Below are 20,080 nucleotides of genomic sequence, written 5' to 3'. Positions count from 1 at the left end.
ACAGAAATGCGTAAATATCCATCTAAATTAGCGTAAGAAGGTATTACGTATTTCTCAATTAATCAATTAGACGTACTGATCTGGCTAGCGATAGAGCTTGAATGATTGTCAATGTCAAAATCACCTCTATAATGCCAGAATTTTACGTTACAGAGATTGGCTTGTTAGAACTCATAGAAATTCCCTACCATTCCAACCCGGAAATTCTGTTTAGCAAAATTGCGCACCTACCCGGCGCAGTTTGGCTCGATAGCGGCTGCGACCTTGAAACCCGAGGCCAGTTTGATATTTTTTCCGCACTGCCCGATTCTCACTTCACGCCAAGCGATTTGCCGTCTGGGGAACAGCCGTTTGCGGCATTACAAAACCGCGTTGATAACCTAACAAACAACGGCAACATAGAACATAACCTGCCATTCACTCACGGCTACATCGGTTATTTCACCTACGACATCGGCGTGAAACAGCTCACAGCCAATCACCCTCAGCGCCCGTTTGTCGATGTACCCGAATTTATTTGGGCCTACTACACTCACGCTTTTGTTTTCGATCACAACAATAAGGCTGCTTTTTTCTGCTTTATTAGCAATATAAAGAAAACGTCGCTGTCGCTCTTTACCAATATCATAGAAAACTACCAGCAATTCTTACACGGTAAAAATCAGCAGGATGTCGCTGAAACAGAAAGCAAAGATTCTTTTTGTCTTGAGACGTTAGAGCCGGTTTGGGATTACCACCAATATAAAAACGCCTTTGATAAAATCAAACACCACATAACTGTTGGCGATATTTATCAGGCTAATTTAACTCAGATGTTCGCAGGTAAATTCAGTGGTAATCCTTACCACGCGTATTCATCGTTAAGACAACACATGCCTGCGCCATTTGGAGCCTATTTAAACTTCGGCAACACCAAAATACTGAGCTTTTCACCCGAATCTTTTTTAGAAAAGCACGACAACTTCTACACAACGGAACCAATCAAAGGAACCGTAAAGCGCTGGAAAGATACAATTAAAGACGACTTGGCGCTATTAGACTTAAAAAACAGCGAGAAAGACCAAGCTGAAAACTTAATGATCGTCGATTTGTTGAGAAATGATTTGTCTAAAAATGCTGTGTTGGAAGGTGTGTCGGTCCCGGAAATTTTTAAACTGAAAACATTTTCAAATGTTCACCATTTGGTGAGTAAAATTACCGCTAAAACTAAAAACTCAGAAAACGGTATGCAGATTTTTGCGGACTGCTTTCCTGGCGGATCAATCACAGGCGCACCTAAAAAGAAGTCTGTCGAAATAATCCAAGAGATCGAGCCCTATTGCCGTGGCGTTTACTGCGGATCCATTGGTTACATAAACAGCGCCGGAGATTTCAAAAGTAATATTGCGATACGCACGATTACTTGCCAAGACCAACACATTGTTCTCTCCGGCGGCGGCGGTATTGTCTCTGACTCAGAAGTAAAAAAAGAGTACGAAGAATCGCTAACAAAGATCAATCGCTTAATTAGCGGCCTAAAGTCGTTTAATCAGCGTTAGCGGGTTCAAGCACATGAGAAACACGAGAATAAGAATATAACTTGTTCGTTTAAATCCACACGATTCAAAGGCTTGATCCAAGGAATCCGACCCCAATATCACAGATGGTTAAATTTATCGTTTTGGAGATGTAAGAATGAAAATAGTTATGGTCAAGAAAATCCTTGCCGACGGCTCACCCTGTAAAAAATGCGGTGAAGTGCTAGAAAAATTGGAAAAAAGCCAACTTATCGAATTAATTGACGAAATTATTGTGGCCGATGAACGGGATGCCGACAGTGAAGGCATTAAATTAGCGAAAGAGCTCGATGTCGCGAGAGCGCCTTTCTTTGTTGTGTATAACGAAGATCAAGCACCAGAAGTACACACTATTTACATAAAATTCGCCAAGGAAGTTCTTGAGCCGCTACGAGCGTAAACAAGCTCAAACACGAGTTACTTAATCTACAAGAACAGAAAGGCCTGTGTGTTTACTTAGGTTTTAGATAGGGAAAGCTTTTGGGAAGGGAATAAAAGCGGTAAAACGCTCAGTGAGATGGCAAAGTCCCTTTTGCCGATAATTCTGAATTGCTAAAAGCTGAATAGCTACAAATAAGGAAGCTCGATGTGCTCAAACAGCTCGTCGAGTTCAGCCTTAGACTGTCTATTAAACGACTCTTCAACAACATCACGTGTTAAGTGCGGTGCGAAAAGTTCGATAAATTCAAACATGAACCCTCGTAAGAACGTTCCTCGTCTAAATCCAATTTTGGTGGTACTTGGTTGGAACAAATGACGAGCGTCCAAACAAACGAGATCAGAATCCAGTTCAGGATCAAACGCCATAGACGCAATAATGCCGATACCCAAGCCTAAACGCACATAGGTTTTAATGACGTCAGCGTCTGCTGCAGTAAACACCACTTTTGGCGCCAAGCCTTTGTCGATAAACGCTTCGTCGAGCTTGGAGCGACCAGTAAAGCCAAACACGTAGGTTACGATCGGGTGCTTAGCAACGTCTTCCAAAGTAATATTGGATAACTGAGTAAGCGGGTGATCTTTAGGTACGACAATCCCACGATTCCACTGGTAACATGGCATCATGATCAGATCACTGAAAAGCTCAAGCGCTTCGGTCGCAATGGCGAAATCCACCGTACCATCAGCAGCCATTTCTGAGATCTGCATGGGTGTTCCCTGATGCATATGCAAGGAAACCTCAGGATATTGCTCTATAAAGTTACCAATAATTTTTGGCAGAGCGTATCGGGCCTGAGTGTGTGTTGTGGCAATTGAAAGGCTACCTTTGCGCTCGTTGCTAAATTCCTGTGCAACTTGCTTGATGCCCTCAACTTTACGTAAAATTTCACCAGCGGTTTTTAGAATAGCTTCACCGGCTGGAGTAATTCGAGTAAGGTGCTTACCACTTCTTGAAAAAACTTCTACCCCAAGTTCGTCTTCCAGCAATCGAATTTGTTTACTAATTCCTGGCTGGGACGTATATAAGCTTTGCGCCGTTGCAGATACGTTGAGATCATGGTGTGCCACTTCCCAGATGTACCTTAACTGCTGCAGTTTCATAGGCCCTCCCAAATGGCGGATTGTTCTGCAATGGTTTTATGATTATAAAAATATAAACAAATATTCTTTTCCAGAATAGTTACTAAACGATATATTTGCCAACGCTTTTTTAATTTTTACATAGATTCTCCACTTCTATCCTGGCCAGCTCAAATTATGGAAATACTTTTATACATCTTAGCCGGTGCCGGTGTTGGGCTTGCCGTGGGAGTTACTGGAGTCGGTGGCGGCTCGCTCATGACTCCTCTCCTGCTGATATTCGGATTTCCATTTAATGTAGCTATTGGTACTGACCTACTGTATGCAGCGATAACAAAAGCGGGTGGAGCATGGGCTCACAAACGCCAAGGAACCATTAATTGGCGCCTTGTTGGTCTTTTAGGTGCTGGTAGCATCCCCGCCTCTATTGCCACTGCTTTTTTACTTGATCACGCATTCGCCCAAGCCAGTGAATATGAGCATCTATTGACTAGTAGTTTGGGCATTATGCTCATATTAACCTCTGCCGTTCTACTATTTAAGAGCCAGATTAAGGCGCAAGCAGCGAGTAATGACGATCACAATCGCTGGGTACACAAACACTCGTCAACAATTACTGTAATAGCTGGGTTTTTACTCGGCGTATTTGTAACTCTATCCTCGGTCGGTGCCGGGGCTTTTTGCGCGGCATTATTATTAGTGCTCTATCCTCATCTACCGGCTGTTCGAGTTGTCGGTACCGATATTGCCCACGCAGTGCCTCTTACGCTCATTGCTGGATTAGGACATTTAATTCTACTTGGAAACGTAGACTTTAGTTTATTAGCTTGTTTATTGATTGGATCTCTTCCTGCAATACACTTTGGAACAAAGATTGGAGCCAAACTACCTAACAAGGTTTTGCAGCCGATTTTAGCTTCAATACTTTTAGGCTTAGGAATTAAATTTGCGTTTTTTTAATACTAAGATAAATTTTATAACATCTTGTGGAATATACGTTTTTTTTAGACACATTATAAAGATAGGATTTCCTATTTCATGCTTTGTTATTAGTCGATATTGAATGATAAATGTAAAATTTACATTCTTTATTATTTATAGTGATAACAGGTTGTACCTGTGAAAACAAAACACGTAATGCATCATAATTGAACACAAAGCCGTTAAGCTAGCTGGAAGAATTTCTATCGTAAAAAGAGCAAATAACATGTAAGAGAGAAAATTAAATAACCGGTTATTTAATTTTCGATATAGAAGTGACTCATAGAAAAGCAAAAGCACTCATTAAAAAAGCGCAAAATATTTATTGGGAGACTACTCCGCCATTATTGTAATTAAATTATGGCGAGTTTACTTTTTAAATTGATCTCTATAAGGAAACACACCAAAGATACCGCCAGTATGTATAAAGACAACATCACTGAGGCCTGAGAATTTTCCAAGTTTTATATCTGTTAGCAAACCGTGGAATGCCTTACCGGTGTATACAGGATCTAACAACACCCCTTCTAACCGACACACCTCTTGTATTGTAGAGAATAACTCTGGATAGCCTTTTGCGTATCCTGGCCCAATGTAGCCATCATTTGTGTTTATAGAAAGCCGATTGATATCCCAATCGATACCGTATCGCTCCAAACAACTGGTAACGTCATCTTTAACTCGAGAAGCAAAGTATTCTGCGCTGTCGCATACCGCATAACTCAATATTTGAGCTTTTAAATTATAAAGACTGGCGCCTAATGTTAAGCCAGCTTGTGTACCGCCAGACCCGGTGGCACAAACAATTAAATCAGGGTTAATATGGTTGCGCTGGAAATCCTCAATTAACTCACTAACACAACTTATATACCCCCAAATCCCTACTTCATCACTGGCACCCGTAGGAATTAAATAGGGTGTTTTTCCTGCGTTAATTAATTGATCTTGTTTTTCTTTAAATATTTTTGGTAACGAAGAGAAATAGGTTTTTCGATCAATTCGATCAACCTTAGCACCCGCCAAATGATCCATCAGCAAGTTACCGTCAATATCGCTACCACCCTCTTCTCTCAATAAAAGGTGGACATCAAGCCCGAGCTGAGCGCCAGCCATCGCTGTGGCACGACAGTGGTTTGACTGCAATCCTCCGCACGTAATTAGCGAATCCGCACCATTATCTAAAGCATCGGCAATAACGTATTCTAATTTACGAACTTTATTCCCACTTAGCGTACTCCCAGTTAAATCATCGCGCTTCAACCAGATTCTTGGGCCGCCGTATTTTTCAGATAAACGATCTAAAGGAGTTAAAGGGGTAGGAATATTTGCGAGGGAAATTTTGTTGGGATATTTGAATGCTAGAGAGGACATTTTAAAATTGAGGTATTAGAAAAGTGGCGAAATAACACTTCGCCACTTTTAAAGTCAGAATATTAAGCAGAAACTTTTTTAATAGTCCCTTTCGGTAATACCGCGTGGACAAAAGCTTTCTGGAATCTTAGTTCGACATTATTTGCTGCTTCAACTGTTATGTATTCTTCGTCAACCTTAACAATTTTAGCGAGCAAACCGCTCCCCATTACAACTTCGTCACCTTTACTGAGTGATGTAATTAAATCTTTATGTTCCTTTTGGCGTTTACGTTGAGGGCGTATTACAAAAAGGTACATGAAAACAAACAAACCACCAAACATAACCAAGGTAACCCATTGGTTAGGTTCTGCAGGTGCGGCTTGAGTTTGGGCAATTGCGGAAGGAATGAAAAAACTCATCAAGTTGTACTCACTGACTACGTTATAGTTCTATTAACCAGCGCAGTACTCTATCTTGTCTTGATGAGGTTAGCAATTCCAATATGAACTAATTAGAGGCTAAATTACTGAAATCCAACGATTTAAGCATAATCTCTGAATAACTTGCGGAAAGTGCTTGGCGACAATCCTGTCCAGCGCTTAAAGGCGTTTGTGAAGCTAGTGCGATCTGAAAAATCAAGAGCACTTGAAATATTATCGATACTTGCGCTTTGCTCGATTAAAAACTCGATAGAGTAGTGAAATCTCACTTTGTCGCGCAGCTCAGCAAAACTGATGTCTTGCTGTTGCAGTCTGCGTTGAAGCGTTCTTTTCGATAAACCAAGCTCATCGGCAACATCACCAATACCCAAGGGAGATTTACCCACTCTCGACTTGAGAACATCAACCACTTTACCAGCAACGCCATAGGTCTCTGGTAGCCTGGCTTGCAATAAGTAGTCGTCGAAGTGTTTAACGCCAGGAGTGGCAAAGCTTGAGGATTCGTTGCGCTGATCTTTGAGATTATTTTGAAGTTCAATCATTTTGGCTACTCCTTTTGCCATCAATTCAATAGATTCGAAATCCTCTTGGTCGTACTTTCGAATTCTACTTGTAGATAGGAAGCATACGACACCGAATACATCGTCATAAACGTCAATGGTTTCGGCGATTAGATTTTGAATATTTATTCCATTGTATGACAGGTTTAGCGATCTGAATGAGACATTCGTCACATTTTCCGGCAAACCTACCTTGTTACCTGACAGGATAGATTCTACTAACGGCTCGTTCATTTGCAGTAACTGGCCGTCAAAAAGAGAATCTAAATTGGACTCGCAAGCAACGATTCTTACTACCCCGCCAATTCTCTGACCCACAAATCCGGTCTCGCAACCGAACATTCTACAACCAGCAATAATGTATGATCTTAAAAATGCTCTTGTCGCCGCTGGTGGAGCGGTCAGCAATTCATGAAAACACTTCAAGCGATCAACAAAATTAGAAAAATTGTATTTGTCCAAATCAACCAATACATTTGGCGTAGACAACTCAATACCCGCGGTTTTCAAAAATCCACACTCCTGAAACTGTATCCCTTACAAACGCGACCGAATGAACTCGGTTTTGAGATCAATAACTGTCCTTCCGTTTCTTGAAACGAAGCGCCATTTTTCTAATTTTTATAAATGTCGACTTTTGTATTATTTACCCATTAGACAACTAAGGTATTTGAGAAAGTGACTAAAAACGATGGCGATAGAACTGTTATGTTTTTCTTAAAGTAAAGACTATACAAGAAAAATAGACAAGCTAATGAAAATATTCTTTGCTTGATAAGCAAAATATTAGAATTATTTTCACTGTTTTTCACTTTTTTTAGATAATTATAACGCTTTAGCAGTTTATTTTGTTAAAAATAAATTCATTATCTATTTTAGTAATATTCAACACTGGAGAATAGCTGCAAATATAAACAGTTGATGCAAAAGTGGGCGCCAAAAATCTTGAAAATTTCTATGTTTTAGTAGCTTAAAAAACGGGTAATCGAACACCTACAGAACAATTAAATTCAGGGCTATCACAAGCACATTAATTTTTTCTGGTTATAACCAAATATTCGCCAATTTAATTAATGCTCAATTGCAAAAAACTAAACGAAGGAAATTCGGATATAGGGTGTGATTTTTTGTATGGTCGTAGCAATAGGAAGGTATTTCAATTATTAAATCGAAATATAAAACACGTAATTTTATACGATCAGAGCGAAAAGTAAGTATTCCTACTATCTATTATTCTGTGTAAAAGCAATCATGCAGAAATAAAAGTTTTTACTGTTTTACATTCAGTAAAAACAAACACGGAGGAAACCGATCAGGATAACTGACCGGCAACTTTCTTTATTCGCTTTGAAGCTCATCAAGAGTTTCAAGTAAAACATCATGGTGATCTTTTGTTTTAAATTTATCCATGACTTTTTTCAAACGTCCGTCCATACCGATAATAAAGGTAGTCCGAACGATTCCCATGAATTCTTTTCCCATGAATTTTTTTAACTGCCAAACACCGTATTTATCAGCGATTGCATGACCTTCATCCGACAGAAGATCAAAATTCAATGTTTGCTTGTCGTAAAACTTTTCTAACTTTGGCACTGGATCTGGGCTAAGACCCAACACAACAACATTTTTATCGGACAATTCTTTTTGTATATCTCGTAGCCCGCATGCTTGTGTTGTACAGCCAGGTGTTGAGGCTTTCGGATAAAAATAGACAACGACCCAACTTACGTCTTTATATTGCTTTAAAGAAACAGATTCGCCATTTTGGTTTTTTAATGTAAAAGCTGGAGCAAGATTACCGACTTTAGGGTGCGACATAGTAATACTCGAAGGCTGTAGTAGGTTTCAATTTATAGACTGTAATATAACAAAAACTCAGCACTAGGCTGAGTTTTTGAGCATCTAAACTTTTAACGGTTTAGAATTAAGGAAGCAAGTGGCTAACAGCGTCGCGCTCTTGTTGTAGCTCTTCTTCGGTCGCTTTCATTTTGCCAGTTGAGAATTCGTTAAGCTCAACACCTTGCACAATTGACCAGTCGCCATCTTTACAAACGCATGGGAATGAGTAGATAAGACCTTTTTCAATGCCGTAGCTACCGTCACTGTATACGCCCATAGATACCCAGTCGCCTTCGGCTGAACCAAGAGCCCAATCGCGCATGTGGAAGATTGCAGCATTTGCAGCTGAAGCAGCTGAAGAAGCACCACGTGCATCGATGATAGCAGCACCACGTTGCTGTACAGTTGGGATGAAGTCATTTTCGTACCAAGCTTGGTCGATCAAAGACATTGCATCGGTGCCGTCAACAGTTGTGTGGTGAATGTCTGGGTACTGAGTAGAAGAGTGGTTACCCCAGATAACAAGATTTTTAACGTCGTTAATGGTCTTGTCAGTTTTTTGTGCAAGTTGAGTCATTGCACGGTTGTGATCCAAACGAGTCATCGCAGTGAACTGACGAGGATCGATGTCTGGAGCGTTACGTTGAGCAATCAAAGCGTTGGTGTTTGCTGGGTTACCAACTACCAATACTTTAATGTCTTTAGAAGCGTTATCGTTGATAGCTTTACCTTGTGCAGAGAAGATAGCAGCGTTAGCTTCTAAAAGATCTTTACGCTCCATACCTGGTCCGCGCGGACGAGCACCAACTAGCAATGCGTAATCTGCATCTTTGAACGCAACATTCGCGTCGTCAGTGCAAACCATTCCAGCTAACAATGGGAAAGCACAGTCATCAAGCTCCATAGCTACGCCTTTTAAAGCGCCAAGTGCTGGAGTGATTTCCAACATCTGTAAGATTACAGGTTGGTCAGGTCCAAGCATTTCGCCAGCCGCGATTCTAAACAATAGTGAATAACTAATTTGGCCCGCTGCGCCTGTAATGGCAACACGTACTGGTGATTTCACTGTATTTCTCCATTCATGTTTTTAAGATAGTACAACCACATACGGCTGTTGGAAGGTGCCCAATTATAGGCTTTTGCCAGTTTTTTTCATCTATCAAAATACCATTGGGCTAAATTGAACATTTTGCCGCCAAATAGACTGTCTTGACAGCAACAAGATCAAACGGCTAATGATACTATTTTCTTAGATATTTTGGAGTTGGCTATTAGTTGTAGCGGCGACTGAGCTCGCCGTATAAAAATTCCGCAAAACTCTCTGGTAAACCGCCATCTGCCGTTTGCGCCTGTTTAAGAATATCAAAAAGGTGCTCATTATCTTCGCGCCCATCCCAAACTTTAACGTAGGTGCCCTGCTTGTAACCGTGATCTTGCCTGAAACGATTAAGCACATTTTTCGCCACATACTGAAGGTATAGATCATCAAAAGACAGACCCGCTAAGCTCGTCAGTCTTAAAAACATTCCAAAATGAAATTCTTTTCGCTCTAGAACATGAGCCACGAATTGCTCAAGTAATAATTTAAAATCAGATTCGCTGGATGCTTCAGAGGACTCAATATGATGCAACACAGTCTCGGCGGCGGAACTGACGGAATCACTTGTTTCAAGAATCATACTCAGACCAAAATGCCAAATATCGACAAGCTCTAAGCTCACCTGCTCCATATCGGGCTCTTGTTTTTTCCACCATTTCCAACCGTAATGGTCTAACAACTCCGCACATTCAATCCAAACTGCTCGATACCACTCGAAATTTTGAGAACGCCAATCATCGTTAACTTGAGTGTTGATGGCGTCCTGCATCGATAGCATTTCTGTTAAATAGTTTTTCATCATAAATTCTGTTTTCACAAGTGGATTTTCTGTTTTTCTCAGACAGTAGCGTAGACACAGTATCGTATCGGACAGCGGTCAATATTTAAAAACACACTATTAGCTAACGCCCTAATTAAGAAAACTGCGGTACGTTAAAGAAAATAAATACGAGCAGATAATATTGTTCAATTGTCACACACTCGCCATAATTTACTCACGAAAGTGTAATACCTCAGTTTTAAAGTTACGCCAGCCTAGGGGTGTTTCTGATGAGATTATTGCAAAATATTCACAATTTTGACGTAGCGACATTTCAACGCTGCCATAACTTAAAGAGTTATGAAAAGCTCGTACAAATTAGTCGTTGGGTTTCAAAAACCGCCGACGGTCCATTGTACATCATTGCCGCCATTCCAATGGCGATTTATGGTTATCTCGAATTTTTACCGTGGGTTTTTGCAGCGTTCATTCTTGAAAGGTCAAGTTACTTTATTTTAAAGAACTTTTTCCGGCGCAATCGGCCACCTCAAGCCATTCCTGATTTTGAATCAGTGATAATTCCTTCTGATCGCTTCAGTTTTCCATCAGGTCACACTTCTGCGGCCTTTTTAATGGCAGTATTGATGAGTTCTTTGTATCCAGAACTTTATTACTTGTTGCTTCCGTGGGCCTGCACGGTTGGTGTCTCTAGAGTGATGCTAGGCGTGCACTTTCCGACGGATATTCTTGCAGGCGCAACTCTGGGGACAAGCTGCGGAATTATCGTTCTAAACCTTAGAGTTATTGTTTAAACACACCTAGCTCCAATGACTCTTGTCGCTTTAGGTTAAATAAAAATAATCTCTACTTTTTTGTATATACACTCGCTTTACCAAAGGATTATTAATGAAAATTCTCTACGGTGTGCAAGGCACCGGCAATGGGCATATTACTCGAGCCCGAGCACTTTCAACCGCTTTCGCTAGAATGCCCTCAGTAAACGTCGATTTTATTTTCAGCGGCAGACAAAGAGATAAATATTTCGATATGGAACCGTTCGCACAATGGCGAAACTACAGCGGTTTAACCTTTATCCATAAGTCAGGCAAGATAGATCCTATTGCGACCATCAAACAAAACCAATTCCGACAATTATTCAAAGACATAAAAACGCTGGATCTCTCCGACTACGATCTTGTACTCACCGATTTCGAACCGGTATCTGCCTGGGCTGCTAAAAGAGCCAAAAAGCCTATTTTAGGAGTTGGTCATCAGTACGCGTTTCATTACGACATTCCCAAGCAAGGCGCTAATCCGGCGACTGAGCTGATCATGAAAAATTTCGCGCCAGTTAATTTGGGGCTCGGATTACATTGGCACCATTTTGGGCACCCTATTTTGCCGCCCATCGCTGACATCCCAGAAAATGATTACGACGTAGAAAAAAACAATATTTTGGTGTATCTGGGGTTTGAAGACCCAGAAAAAGTCATGCAGACCTTAGCGCCGATTAAATCCCATGAATTTATTTTCTACGGAGAATTTGATTCCCCGCAGACAAAGGGCAACATTCATTTAAAGCCTCTCAGCCGAGAAGGGTTCAAGATCGATTTAGCAAAGGCAAATGGCGTTATCTGTAATGCTGGCTTTGAGTTAGTCAGTGAAGCGCTTGAGCTAGGTAAAAAGGTTCTGGTAAAGCCTTTGAAAGGCCAGATGGAGCAATTATCAAACGCTAAAGCCTTAGAGAATTTAGGCATCGGTAAGTCTATGAGTACACTCAATACCGAGACGATCGAGCGCTGGTTAACCGAACAACCTAACGTAAAAATACTGTATCCCGACGTAGCGAAGGCGATTGCAAACTGGATTGTTGAGGGGGATTGGAACGAAAAGACGCGACACGATCTTGCTATTGAACTGTGGCAGCAAGTTGAGTCTCCTGATATGAATAATTTTGCACATATAGAAAAATTGAAAAAACGGCTTTAATAGCCGTTTTTTAAAGTAGGATCAGCGATTACTAAGCCACAGTTTTCCAGAATAACTTCCGGTAATTATTCGTAGTTACCTCAGCCAAAGTTTCAAAGCTCACACCTTTTAAATCAGCAATGTACTCAGCCACTTCTCGAACGTACTTCGGCTCGTTTTTCTTGCCTCTGTACGGCTCTGGCGCCAAATAAGGGCTGTCTGTTTCGACTAACAACCGATCCAACGGCAGTTTTTTAACCACATCTCGCAGTTCACTGGCATTTTTAAAGGTAACAATACCTGAAATAGAAACGTAATAATTAAGATCCAGCGCTTTGGATGCCATATCCCAGTCTTCGGTGAAACAGTGCAAAACACCTGCACTTTCAAGATTACCGTGTTCACGAATTAAATCTAACGTGTCTTGTCGCGCATTGCGGGTATGAACAACTACTGGAATATTTTTCTTGCCAGCAGCCTGCAAATGAATCGCAAAGCTCTCCTGTTGAAGCTGCTTGGTCTCTGTGTCGTAATAATAATCGAGACCAGTTTCACCAACTGCAACAACTTTAGGGTGGTCAATCCACTCCAAAAGCTGATCTTGTGTAGCCAAACCCGATTGCACATCTAGAGGATGAACGCCTGTAGAAGCAAAAACATTCGCGTGCGATTCAGCTATGGCTAAGACATCGGCTCGGTTTTCCAAGCTAATCGAGATGCACAACATCTCTTCAATACCGCGGTCTAGGGCCGACTGAATAGCTGCGGATAAATTCCCGTCGTAGGGTTTTAGATTAATTCGATCGAGGTGACAATGAGAATCGACTAACATGCTGATTCAAAACTTTATAAAGATATGGATGAAAGTAGGCGCTTCAACGCACTGCAATTTCAGCCGTTGAAGCTTTGTGCGCAGTTTGGTTGAGTTATAAGAGAAAATCAAATAATTCTGATTCGAAAGGTTTTGCAGATAGCTATATCGATAATTATCGAAATTACATTGTGTGAGTCATTCGATCAGATTCCAAAGCTCCGGCAAGGTAAGTCTCAATTTTGCGGTTAGCTACATCGTCTTGATCATTGAATTGAACACCAATACCTGAAGCTCTATTACCTTGAGCGCCCTTTGGAGTAACCCAAATGACCTTACCCGCCACAGGGATTTTTTCTGGCTCATCCATCAAATTCAGCAACATAAAAACTTCGTCGCCCAAGCTGTACGCCTTTGTTGTCGGAATGAATAAACCGCCGTTTTGAACAAAAGGCATGTAGGCTGCATACAGCACTGCTTTATCTTTTATTGTTAAAGATAATATGCCGTTTCTAACACCGCCGCCAATATTCATAACCTAGCCCGAACTCAAATAACCGTTTAATTTCAATGAATTGCACAGTAACTTTAAACTTTTTGCAAGGAGTTTTTTGGTACTACTGTTTATTTTACTGAATTATTATTCAAATTTATTCTGAGATGAGAAAAACATTTGAATTTTAATTCTATAAATCAAAGCCGATTCAGTTTGCTGCTCTGCGATACAATAACATTAGCTCTTCTAGCGCTAATTGCTTGTTTGGATTAGCCCCTTTTTGCAATTGTTGAGACAACACTAACGTTTTATCTCTCACATCAAACAATTTTTGTATGGATTGCTGACCACTACGCGCTTTCGAACTCATCATACCTCTGATGTTGTGATCGATATGATCCAACAAACAGTGAAGAACAGACATCATATCTAACTTGTGCAATTTAGAAACCGCAGCGATGATCGTAAGGTCACCGGTATAGACACTACCGATGATCTTGTTGACCGATGATTTTTCCTGAAAAACGTCAGCGTCACACAACGCTAACGCCTGCAACGGCGACCAGTTTGCTAATTCCAACAACTGCTGGGGGTCCATATCAGTAAGGTTAGACAACCAGTGGAGACTTTCCTCTTTAGAGGGCATAGGCGCCTGAACAATTTGAGCACGACTGCGAACAGTTGGCAGCACAGAACTCAATTGATGACTGAACATGAGCAAATGGGTACCAACTGACGGCTCCTCTAAACTCTTTAGCAAAGCGTTAGCTGCGTTCACATTCAAACTTTCAACTGGACCAAGCACCACCACCTTGCGGCCGCCTTGCTGAGCAGTGTTGGCCAGGTAGCTTTGGAGATCGCGAATCTGCTCAATTTTAATGGCTTTTCCCGCTTCTTCAGGCAGCACCCATTTCAGGTCTGGATGAGTACCAGCGGAATTTAACTGACAGCTTTTGCATTGACCACACGCCATGCCATCTCTGGGTTGCGAGCATAATAGCCGCTGTCCGAACGCAGTGATAAAAACCTGTTTACCAAGCCCTTTTGGTCCAGCGAGAATAATGGCGTGTGCCAAACGCTGATTTTGGAGACTCTGCTCAACTCGACTCCACACTTGGTGCTGCCAAGGATAAGGCGATTTAAGACGAGTTTGTTCAGATATTTCGGACATTTTTTACTCTAAATATTGATGACCTAATTCAGGACTTGTATGTCACTTAACTGTTCTGCAAAATCGGGCATCCATAAAAGAGCGCTCCATGAATACACCGATACATCCCCCAGAAATTCTGTATAAAGGCAACGATCTGATTGCGGTCAATAAAGCCCCTAATTTGCTGACTGTACCCGGTCGCGGACCAGACAAACAAGACTGTTTGTTTAATCGAATTCTAACAAACTTTCCCAACAGCCGAGTTGTGCATCGTTTGGATATGGCCACCTCGGGAATCGTTTTGTTCCCACAAAGCCAGCAAGCTTTGAGCTTATTGTCACGCAAGTTTCAAGAGCGTCAAGTCAGTAAACATTATATTGCTGTTGTGGATGGGATCGTCCAACAAGACAACGGCACAATTGAGCAACCACTCATTTGCGATTGGCCCAATCGCCCTAAACAAAAGGTTTGCTACGAATCGGGTAAACCGGCAAAAACGCTTTTTCAGGTGTTACATCGGGATCATAAAAATGCGACCTCCCGATTATTACTCACACCCATCACGGGGCGCTCCCATCAATTGCGTGTGCATTGCGAGTTTATCGGCCATCCAATTTTAGGGGATTATTTTTACGGCACTCCGCACAGTCAAAACAGCAGTAATCGCCTGCTATTACATGCCCAACGAATCAGTTTCGAGCACCCAATTTTTAACGTTACGGTGACAATAACTGCACCTAGCCCATTTTAAATGATTAAGCTTTTGTACTCTGCGGAGAAATTTTTTCGATTATTTTTAGCAAATGAACTTTGAAAAGCAAAATCAGTACGTATCCACCAAGCAAACCGCCTAAGTTAGCGATTAAGTCGGATACTGAAAAACTCCGCCACGGCAAATAATACTGAATAAGCTCGATCATTAACGAGAACAACCAAAGCCCCATTAATAAATACCAGAAGCGTTTGATTGAGTAAAACGCGCAAAACCCTGAGAACATAGCGATAAAATAGCCTGCGGCGTGCATGACTAAATCATTAATATTTTCAGCAGGCGTACCTGCCACGTTGGCAATACCCATCCAAAAATAAATAACGATTAACACCAAAAACTGGGCTTTCGATAAAAAACGAAAGATACTTTCGTTAATCATGAAACTTCGCGAATAAATTCAATTAAGGTATTTTTTACCGCTAACTGCACGTTTTCTAACGATTGGTTTGCATCGACCACTTTGTAATAACTCTCAAATTTGGCTCTTTGCAGATACATATCACGCACACGAGAGAAAAACTCCGCATTTAAAGACTCGAAGCGATCCAAAGCTCCGCGATTTCGAGCGCGGGTAGCACCAACTTCAATGTCTAAATCGAGCAGTAACGTAAGATCAGGACGAATATTGCCTTGCACCAACGTTTCTAGCGTGCGGATAGCTTCTACAGAAAGTCCTCTACCCGCGCCCTGATAGGCGTAGGTCGCATCCGTAAAGCGATCACACAAGACCCAAATACCTTGAGCCAATGCAGGTTTAATTAAATTATTTAAGTGCTGTGCTCGCGCGGAAAAAACAAGCAGTAGCTCAGTCAGTTCATTGACAGATTCTTCACGATTAGAAATTAAAAGAGATCGAATCTCTTCCGCAAGTGGTGTACCGCCGGGCTCACGAGTTAACTGAGTTTTAATTCCCTGTGATTCGAGATATTCCTGGGCAACAAGAATATTGGTGGATTTACCAGCACCCTCTCCGCCTTCGAACGTAATAAATTTTCCAGGTTTTTGAGCCACACAATGTCCTAATTGTTAACGTTTACTGATTTAAAGGTTGAGACCGGTATTCTTTGGCGCGATTAACCAATTGATACTCTCTGACCGCCTTGTTGTGCTCATCCAATGTTTTAGAAAAATAGTGGCTACCGTCGCCTTTAGCAACGAAATACAAATATTCTTCGGCTGCGGAGTGAAGAGTTGCCTGAATGGCTTCGGCACCAACAAGCGCGATAGGCGTTGGCGGCAAACCTTTAATAACGTAAGTATTGTAGTCTGTCTTTTGACGCAGATGCTTTCGAGTAATATTGCCTTTATACGAATCGCCCAGGCCGTAAATCACGGTTGGGTCTGTCTGCAAGCGCATTCTCTTTCGCAACCGCTGAGTAAATACGCTGGCAATTACCGGACGCTCAGAATCCAACCCAGTTTCTTTTTCAACGATAGAAGCCAATACCAACGCTTCATAAGCAGACTGCAACGGAATATTTTGATCTCTTTCTTGCCAACCGGTATCTAAAACATCGCGCATCTTTTGATGCGAGCGTTTCAGTATATCGAGATCAGAATCACCCAGCTGGTATTGATAGGTGTCAGCAAAAAACCAGCCTTCAGGGTGTTTATAGCCCTCAGGCAAGATGGCGATTAAGGATTCGTCAGATACAGAGCTTAGGGTACGCTCTATTTTTTCTTGTGAATGCAGATGCTCCAATGCCTGTTTAACTGTCCAACCTTCAACAAGCGTCACTTGTCTTTTGACCGTATTACCTGACTCAAGCAAATCAAGAATCGCTTGCCACGAATCATCCGCATCTAGTTGGTATTCACCAGATTGAATTGCTGTTTGATTCTGCAATCGCGCGTATAGAATCGAACTGCGAAAATACAGCGGGGACTGGTCGGAAAATATCTGCCGACTCACCGAGGTCAGGTTACTTCCGCGTTCAACAATGAGTGTTTGATTAGCGGCAATAACAGGAGAATTGGCCCAGGTGTTCAACCAATACCACCCACTTGCAACAGCAATACAGCAAATCGCGACCAATAACACTAATGAAATGAATAACTTCCGGACCATAAATCTGTCCCGCCAAACCGCTCAAGGCCAATTAAAACCAATATTTTAACGAGCAGTAGAGGCCGAGAACGACCTCTACTTCCTGAGCTGGCACTGTAGAATTTTAGATTCGACCGAAAACGAGTGAACCGTTCGTTCCACCAAAACCAAACGAGTTAGAGAGAGCTTTCTCTATTTTGATCGATTGTGCTTCGTGTGGAACAAGGTTTAATCCGGCGACTTCTGGATCTGGATTGTCCAAATTAATGGTTGGTGGAGCAACTTGGTCTCTAAGAGCCAAAACCGTGTAAATCGCTTCAACGGCACCCGCAGCACCCAACAAGTGACCAGTCATCGATTTCGTTGAGCTGATTGCCAACTTGCTTTGATGATCGCCAAACAATGAGCGAACACCACGAATCTCAGCCAAATCACCAACTGGAGTTGATGTCCCGTGGGCATTGATATAATCAATGTCTTCAGGGGTGATACCGGCGTCGTTGAGGGCATTGGACATAGCCAAAGCACCGCCGGAGCCATCTTCTGGAGGCGAAGTAATGTGATGTGCATCGCCGCTCATTCCGAAACCAAGCAGCTCGGCGTAAATAGTTGCACCTCGAGCTTTCGCTCGCTCATACTCTTCGAGAACAACAATTCCCGCGCCGTCACCCAGGACGAAACCGTCGCGATCAGTATCCCAAGGTCGGCTTGCTTTTTCAGGAGCGTCATTTCGAGTAGAAAGCGCACGCACTGCACTAAAGCCTGCAACACCAACGCGTGTAGTCGCCATTTCGGCGCCACCGGCAAGCATTACGTCACATTCGCCATGAATGATCGAACGAGCCGCAAGTCCAATTGCGTGTGTTCCAGTTGTACAGGCAGTTACGACGGCAAGGTTAGGCCCTTTAAAGCCATAACGAATCGATAAGTTACCGGAAATCATGTTTGTAATTGAACCGGGAACAAAAAACGGACTAACACGTTTTGGCCCTTTTTCTTCAATCACCAGCGATACACGCTCGATATCCGATAATCCGCCGATTCCAGAGCCAATGATTGCGCCCATTTTTGGCGCCAAAGCCTCATCAACCTCAATACCAGAATCAGACATCGCCTGAATTCCCGCGACCATGCCGTACTGTACGAAAGCGTCAATTTTTTTTGCTTCTTTCGGTGAAAGGTAAGGAGAAAGATCCAAATCTCTCACTGAACAGCTAAATTGCGTAGAAAAAGGAGCGACATCGAAGTGGTCGATAGTTTTAGCACCACTCACGCCTTTGACGATATTAGACCAAGACTCAGCGACACTGTTGCCTGTCGGGCCTACCATGCCTAAACCCGTCACAACCACTCTTCTGCGGGTCACTATTGCCTCCAAATATAATCTGTACTACTCAAAACGTTCGTTTTTGAGCAACTGTGTAAATTGCCAAACCCTTCCCAAATCAGGCTATTACTTTTTAGCAATCTATTAAAAACTATTCTCTTTATATAAAACAAAAGCCGTACTAAAGAAATAGCACGGCTTTTGAATCGCTGTAGCAAGCTAGCAACTAAGACTGTATTTAAGCCAAGTTGGCGTTAATGTAGTCAATTGCAAGTTGTACAGTGGTGATTTTTTCGGCTTCTTCGTCTGGAATTTCAGTTTCGAACTCTTCTTCCAAGGCCATTACCAGCTCAACGGTATCAAGAGAATCGGCACCAAGGTCTTCAACAAAAGATGCTTCGGTTTTTACTTCTTCTTCTTTAACACCGAGTTGCTCGGCAACGATTTTCTTAACGCGTTCTTCAATGCTGCTCATAAGGTTATTTAACTCCTAGTCGGTATAAATTCGGTTGTGCCGTCTTCCGATTTCCACGGTTACGACTTGTTATTTTGTCACGGCCTAACACGAAGCCGCATTTTACATTGATAACAATAAATTTGTGAATGAAAGAGTAAAATTTTTTCTAACAGGCTTGGCTTATATAAGCCTAGGCCATGTACATTCCACCATTCACGTGAATCGTTTCACCTGTTACGTACGCTGCGCCATCGCTGACCAAAAAATCTACCACAGAGGCAATCTCTTCTGGCTGACCTAGTCGGTCAAGCGGGATAGCAGCTAACATAGGTGCTTTTTGCTCGTCGGTTAACACCTTGGTCATATCAGTGTCGATAAATCCAGGCGCCACTGTGTTCACAGTAATACCGCGAGAGCCAACTTCTTTGGCAAGTGAACGGGAAAATCCAGCAACACCGGCTTTAGTAGCGGCGTAGTTAGATTGACCTGCATTACCCATTGACCCCACAACAGAGGCAATGTTGACAATTCTTCCCCATCTCGCTTTCATCATTGGGCGTAAAACGCTTTTTGAAAGTCGAAACACGGAATTAAGATTTGTATTGATTACGTCAAGCCACTGATCGTCGCTCATACGCATTAACAAGTTATCTTGAGTGATTCCAGCGTTGTTAACCAAAATAGTAACAGCGCCGTAATCTTTAGAAATCGTATCTAAACAGTTCTTTACCGAATCGGCGTCAGTTACGTTTAAAACCAACCCCTGACCTTTAATGCCAGCAGCATTCAAGTAGTCAGTAATTGCCTGAGCGCCCTTTTCACTGGTTGCTGTACCGATAACCGTAGCACCAGATGCGCCTAGTTTATTCGCAATAGCAGCACCAATTCCACGTGATGCACCAGTGACTAATGCGATTTTGTCTTCAAGAGCCATAAAGTT

The 20,080-nt window shown here is 42.1% G+C and carries 22 protein-coding genes; 6 read left to right on the top strand and 16 right to left on the bottom strand.

The genetic code is table 11. The annotated features are described in order from the left end of the window. Positions 1-101: 101 nt before the first annotated feature. Together pabB and LU361_RS18245 are read left to right on the top strand one after the other, a co-directional pair. Positions 102-1,538: an aminodeoxychorismate synthase component I gene (gene pabB, locus LU361_RS18250; RefSeq protein ID WP_233090564.1), complete on the top strand. Its 1,437-nt coding sequence runs from the start codon at positions 102-104 to the stop codon at positions 1,536-1,538. A gap of 136 nt (positions 1,539-1,674) precedes the next feature. Continuing rightward, the gene (locus LU361_RS18245; protein WP_233090563.1) at positions 1,675-1,956 is read left to right on the top strand and encodes a hypothetical protein; all 282 of its coding nucleotides are present in this window, start codon (positions 1,675-1,677) and stop codon (positions 1,954-1,956) included. Positions 1,957-2,123: 167 nt separating this feature from the next. Here the strand turns inward: LU361_RS18245 and cysB are convergent, their stop codons facing one another. Further along, on the bottom strand, positions 2,124-3,098 hold the full coding sequence (gene cysB / locus LU361_RS18240; RefSeq protein WP_233090561.1) for an HTH-type transcriptional regulator CysB: 975 nt from the start codon (positions 3,096-3,098) through the stop codon (positions 2,124-2,126). Between the two features lie 156 nt (positions 3,099-3,254). Between cysB and LU361_RS18235 the strand changes: the two genes are divergently transcribed. Further along, positions 3,255-4,037, top strand: coding sequence for a sulfite exporter TauE/SafE family protein (locus LU361_RS18235; RefSeq protein WP_233090559.1), 783 nt, complete (start codon positions 3,255-3,257; stop codon positions 4,035-4,037). Between the two features lie 390 nt (positions 4,038-4,427). On the opposite strand, the gene LU361_RS18230 is transcribed toward LU361_RS18235, so the two are convergent. The 6 genes from LU361_RS18230 to LU361_RS18205 all read right to left on the bottom strand — a co-directional run bounded on the left by LU361_RS18230 (position 4,428) and on the right by LU361_RS18205 (position 10,148). Then, entirely contained in the window at positions 4,428-5,429 is a 1,002-nt protein-coding gene (locus LU361_RS18230; RefSeq protein WP_233090558.1) for a D-cysteine desulfhydrase family protein, read from the bottom strand. A gap of 62 nt (positions 5,430-5,491) precedes the next feature. Next, the gene (yajC, locus tag LU361_RS18225; protein ID WP_233090556.1) at positions 5,492-5,830 is read right to left on the bottom strand and encodes a preprotein translocase subunit YajC; all 339 of its coding nucleotides are present in this window, start codon (positions 5,828-5,830) and stop codon (positions 5,492-5,494) included. Positions 5,831-5,952: 122 nt separating this feature from the next. After that, positions 5,953-6,921 carry a helix-turn-helix domain-containing protein gene (locus LU361_RS18220; protein WP_233090554.1) on the bottom strand — a complete coding sequence of 323 codons (969 nt, stop codon included), beginning with the start codon at positions 6,919-6,921 and terminating at the stop codon, positions 5,953-5,955. 828 nt (positions 6,922-7,749) lie between these two features. After that, the gene (gene bcp / locus LU361_RS18215; RefSeq protein ID WP_233090552.1) at positions 7,750-8,229 is read right to left on the bottom strand and encodes a thioredoxin-dependent thiol peroxidase; all 480 of its coding nucleotides are present in this window, start codon (positions 8,227-8,229) and stop codon (positions 7,750-7,752) included. 106 nt (positions 8,230-8,335) lie between these two features. Then, on the bottom strand, positions 8,336-9,316 hold the full coding sequence (locus LU361_RS18210) for a malate dehydrogenase (RefSeq protein WP_233090550.1): 981 nt from the start codon (positions 9,314-9,316) through the stop codon (positions 8,336-8,338). Positions 9,317-9,521: 205 nt separating this feature from the next. Continuing rightward, positions 9,522-10,148, bottom strand: coding sequence for a dUTP diphosphatase (locus tag LU361_RS18205; RefSeq protein WP_233090673.1), 627 nt, complete (start codon positions 10,146-10,148; stop codon positions 9,522-9,524). Between the two features lie 251 nt (positions 10,149-10,399). On the opposite strand from LU361_RS18205, the gene LU361_RS18200 reads away from it, so the two are divergent. Together LU361_RS18200 and LU361_RS18195 are read left to right on the top strand one after the other, a co-directional pair. Then, positions 10,400-10,921 (top strand): phosphatase PAP2 family protein, encoded by a 522-nt coding sequence (locus LU361_RS18200; protein ID WP_233090548.1) that lies wholly within the window; start codon positions 10,400-10,402, stop codon positions 10,919-10,921. A gap of 94 nt (positions 10,922-11,015) precedes the next feature. After that, positions 11,016-12,098 (top strand): MJ1255/VC2487 family glycosyltransferase, encoded by a 1,083-nt coding sequence (locus tag LU361_RS18195; protein ID WP_233090546.1) that lies wholly within the window; start codon positions 11,016-11,018, stop codon positions 12,096-12,098. Between the two features lie 31 nt (positions 12,099-12,129). Here LU361_RS18195 and LU361_RS18190 read toward each other — a convergent pair whose 3' ends face one another. From LU361_RS18190 to holB, 3 genes are all read right to left on the bottom strand, one after another. Next, positions 12,130-12,909 carry a TatD family hydrolase gene (locus tag LU361_RS18190; RefSeq protein WP_233090545.1) on the bottom strand — a complete coding sequence of 260 codons (780 nt, stop codon included), beginning with the start codon at positions 12,907-12,909 and terminating at the stop codon, positions 12,130-12,132. 163 nt (positions 12,910-13,072) lie between these two features. Continuing rightward, positions 13,073-13,423 carry a PilZ domain-containing protein gene (locus LU361_RS18185; protein ID WP_233090543.1) on the bottom strand — a complete coding sequence of 117 codons (351 nt, stop codon included), beginning with the start codon at positions 13,421-13,423 and terminating at the stop codon, positions 13,073-13,075. Between the two features lie 169 nt (positions 13,424-13,592). Continuing rightward, positions 13,593-14,555 carry a DNA polymerase III subunit delta' gene (gene holB / locus LU361_RS18180; RefSeq protein ID WP_233090541.1) on the bottom strand — a complete coding sequence of 321 codons (963 nt, stop codon included), beginning with the start codon at positions 14,553-14,555 and terminating at the stop codon, positions 13,593-13,595. Positions 14,556-14,643: 88 nt separating this feature from the next. Between holB and LU361_RS18175 the strand changes: the two genes are divergently transcribed. Beyond that, positions 14,644-15,288, top strand: a complete 645-nt coding sequence (locus LU361_RS18175; protein ID WP_233090539.1) for a pseudouridine synthase — start codon at positions 14,644-14,646, stop codon at positions 15,286-15,288. 4 nt (positions 15,289-15,292) lie between these two features. Here LU361_RS18175 and LU361_RS18170 read toward each other — a convergent pair whose 3' ends face one another. From LU361_RS18170 to fabG, 6 genes are all read right to left on the bottom strand, one after another. After that, complete coding sequence (locus LU361_RS18170; RefSeq protein WP_233090537.1) at positions 15,293-15,688, bottom strand: VanZ family protein; 396 nt, start codon at positions 15,686-15,688, stop codon at positions 15,293-15,295. Continuing rightward, a complete protein-coding gene (tmk, locus tag LU361_RS18165; protein WP_233090535.1) occupies positions 15,685-16,320 on the bottom strand; it encodes a dTMP kinase in 636 nt (211 codons plus the stop codon). Before tmk ends, LU361_RS18170 begins: the two co-directional genes overlap by 4 nt. Before the next feature lie 22 nt (positions 16,321-16,342). Next, positions 16,343-17,377: an endolytic transglycosylase MltG gene (mltG, locus tag LU361_RS18160; RefSeq protein ID WP_233090533.1), complete on the bottom strand. Its 1,035-nt coding sequence runs from the start codon at positions 17,375-17,377 to the stop codon at positions 16,343-16,345. A gap of 103 nt (positions 17,378-17,480) precedes the next feature. Next, positions 17,481-18,722, bottom strand: a complete 1,242-nt coding sequence (gene fabF, locus LU361_RS18155; RefSeq protein WP_233090531.1) for a beta-ketoacyl-ACP synthase II — start codon at positions 18,720-18,722, stop codon at positions 17,481-17,483. 199 nt (positions 18,723-18,921) lie between these two features. Beyond that, on the bottom strand, positions 18,922-19,158 hold the full coding sequence (gene acpP, locus LU361_RS18150) for an acyl carrier protein (RefSeq protein WP_233090530.1): 237 nt from the start codon (positions 19,156-19,158) through the stop codon (positions 18,922-18,924). A gap of 172 nt (positions 19,159-19,330) precedes the next feature. After that, the gene (gene fabG, locus LU361_RS18145; protein WP_233090528.1) at positions 19,331-20,074 is read right to left on the bottom strand and encodes a 3-oxoacyl-ACP reductase FabG; all 744 of its coding nucleotides are present in this window, start codon (positions 20,072-20,074) and stop codon (positions 19,331-19,333) included. Positions 20,075-20,080: the final 6 nt, after the last annotated feature.

Origin of the sequence: Sessilibacter corallicola (assembly GCF_021290925.1) — a bacterium.
Classification (GTDB): domain Bacteria; phylum Pseudomonadota; class Gammaproteobacteria; order Pseudomonadales; family Cellvibrionaceae; genus Sessilibacter; species Sessilibacter corallicola.
The sequence above is the reverse complement of the archived record's forward strand: the minus strand, read 5'-3'. Positions and strand labels throughout refer to the sequence as shown.

What these genes read in the sequence shown, in the direction of transcription:
- cysB (WP_233090561.1), bottom strand. Translation starts at nt 3,098, where the DNA reads ATGAAACTGCAGCAGTTAAGGTACATCTGGGAAGTGGCACACCATGAT.
- LU361_RS18170 (WP_233090537.1), bottom strand. Translation starts at nt 15,688, where the DNA reads ATGATTAACGAAAGTATCTTTCGTTTTTTATCGAAAGCCCAGTTTTTG.
- holB (WP_233090541.1), bottom strand. Translation starts at nt 14,555, where the DNA reads ATGTCCGAAATATCTGAACAAACTCGTCTTAAATCGCCTTATCCTTGG.
- pabB (WP_233090564.1), top strand. Translation starts at nt 102, where the DNA reads ATGATTGTCAATGTCAAAATCACCTCTATAATGCCAGAATTTTACGTT.
- LU361_RS18230 (WP_233090558.1), bottom strand. Translation starts at nt 5,429, where the DNA reads ATGTCCTCTCTAGCATTCAAATATCCCAACAAAATTTCCCTCGCAAAT.
- LU361_RS18175 (WP_233090539.1), top strand. Translation starts at nt 14,644, where the DNA reads ATGAATACACCGATACATCCCCCAGAAATTCTGTATAAAGGCAACGAT.
- mltG (WP_233090533.1), bottom strand. Translation starts at nt 17,377, where the DNA reads ATGGTCCGGAAGTTATTCATTTCATTAGTGTTATTGGTCGCGATTTGC.
- acpP (WP_233090530.1), bottom strand. Translation starts at nt 19,158, where the DNA reads ATGAGCAGCATTGAAGAACGCGTTAAGAAAATCGTTGCCGAGCAACTC.
- LU361_RS18205 (WP_233090673.1), bottom strand. Translation starts at nt 10,148, where the DNA reads ATGAAAAACTATTTAACAGAAATGCTATCGATGCAGGACGCCATCAAC.
- LU361_RS18185 (WP_233090543.1), bottom strand. Translation starts at nt 13,423, where the DNA reads ATGAATATTGGCGGCGGTGTTAGAAACGGCATATTATCTTTAACAATA.
- bcp (WP_233090552.1), bottom strand. Translation starts at nt 8,229, where the DNA reads ATGTCGCACCCTAAAGTCGGTAATCTTGCTCCAGCTTTTACATTAAAA.
- LU361_RS18195 (WP_233090546.1), top strand. Translation starts at nt 11,016, where the DNA reads ATGAAAATTCTCTACGGTGTGCAAGGCACCGGCAATGGGCATATTACT.
- LU361_RS18190 (WP_233090545.1), bottom strand. Translation starts at nt 12,909, where the DNA reads ATGTTAGTCGATTCTCATTGTCACCTCGATCGAATTAATCTAAAACCC.
- LU361_RS18235 (WP_233090559.1), top strand. Translation starts at nt 3,255, where the DNA reads ATGGAAATACTTTTATACATCTTAGCCGGTGCCGGTGTTGGGCTTGCC.
- yajC (WP_233090556.1), bottom strand. Translation starts at nt 5,830, where the DNA reads ATGAGTTTTTTCATTCCTTCCGCAATTGCCCAAACTCAAGCCGCACCT.
- LU361_RS18200 (WP_233090548.1), top strand. Translation starts at nt 10,400, where the DNA reads ATGAGATTATTGCAAAATATTCACAATTTTGACGTAGCGACATTTCAA.
- fabG (WP_233090528.1), bottom strand. Translation starts at nt 20,074, where the DNA reads ATGGCTCTTGAAGACAAAATCGCATTAGTCACTGGTGCATCACGTGGA.
- LU361_RS18245 (WP_233090563.1), top strand. Translation starts at nt 1,675, where the DNA reads ATGAAAATAGTTATGGTCAAGAAAATCCTTGCCGACGGCTCACCCTGT.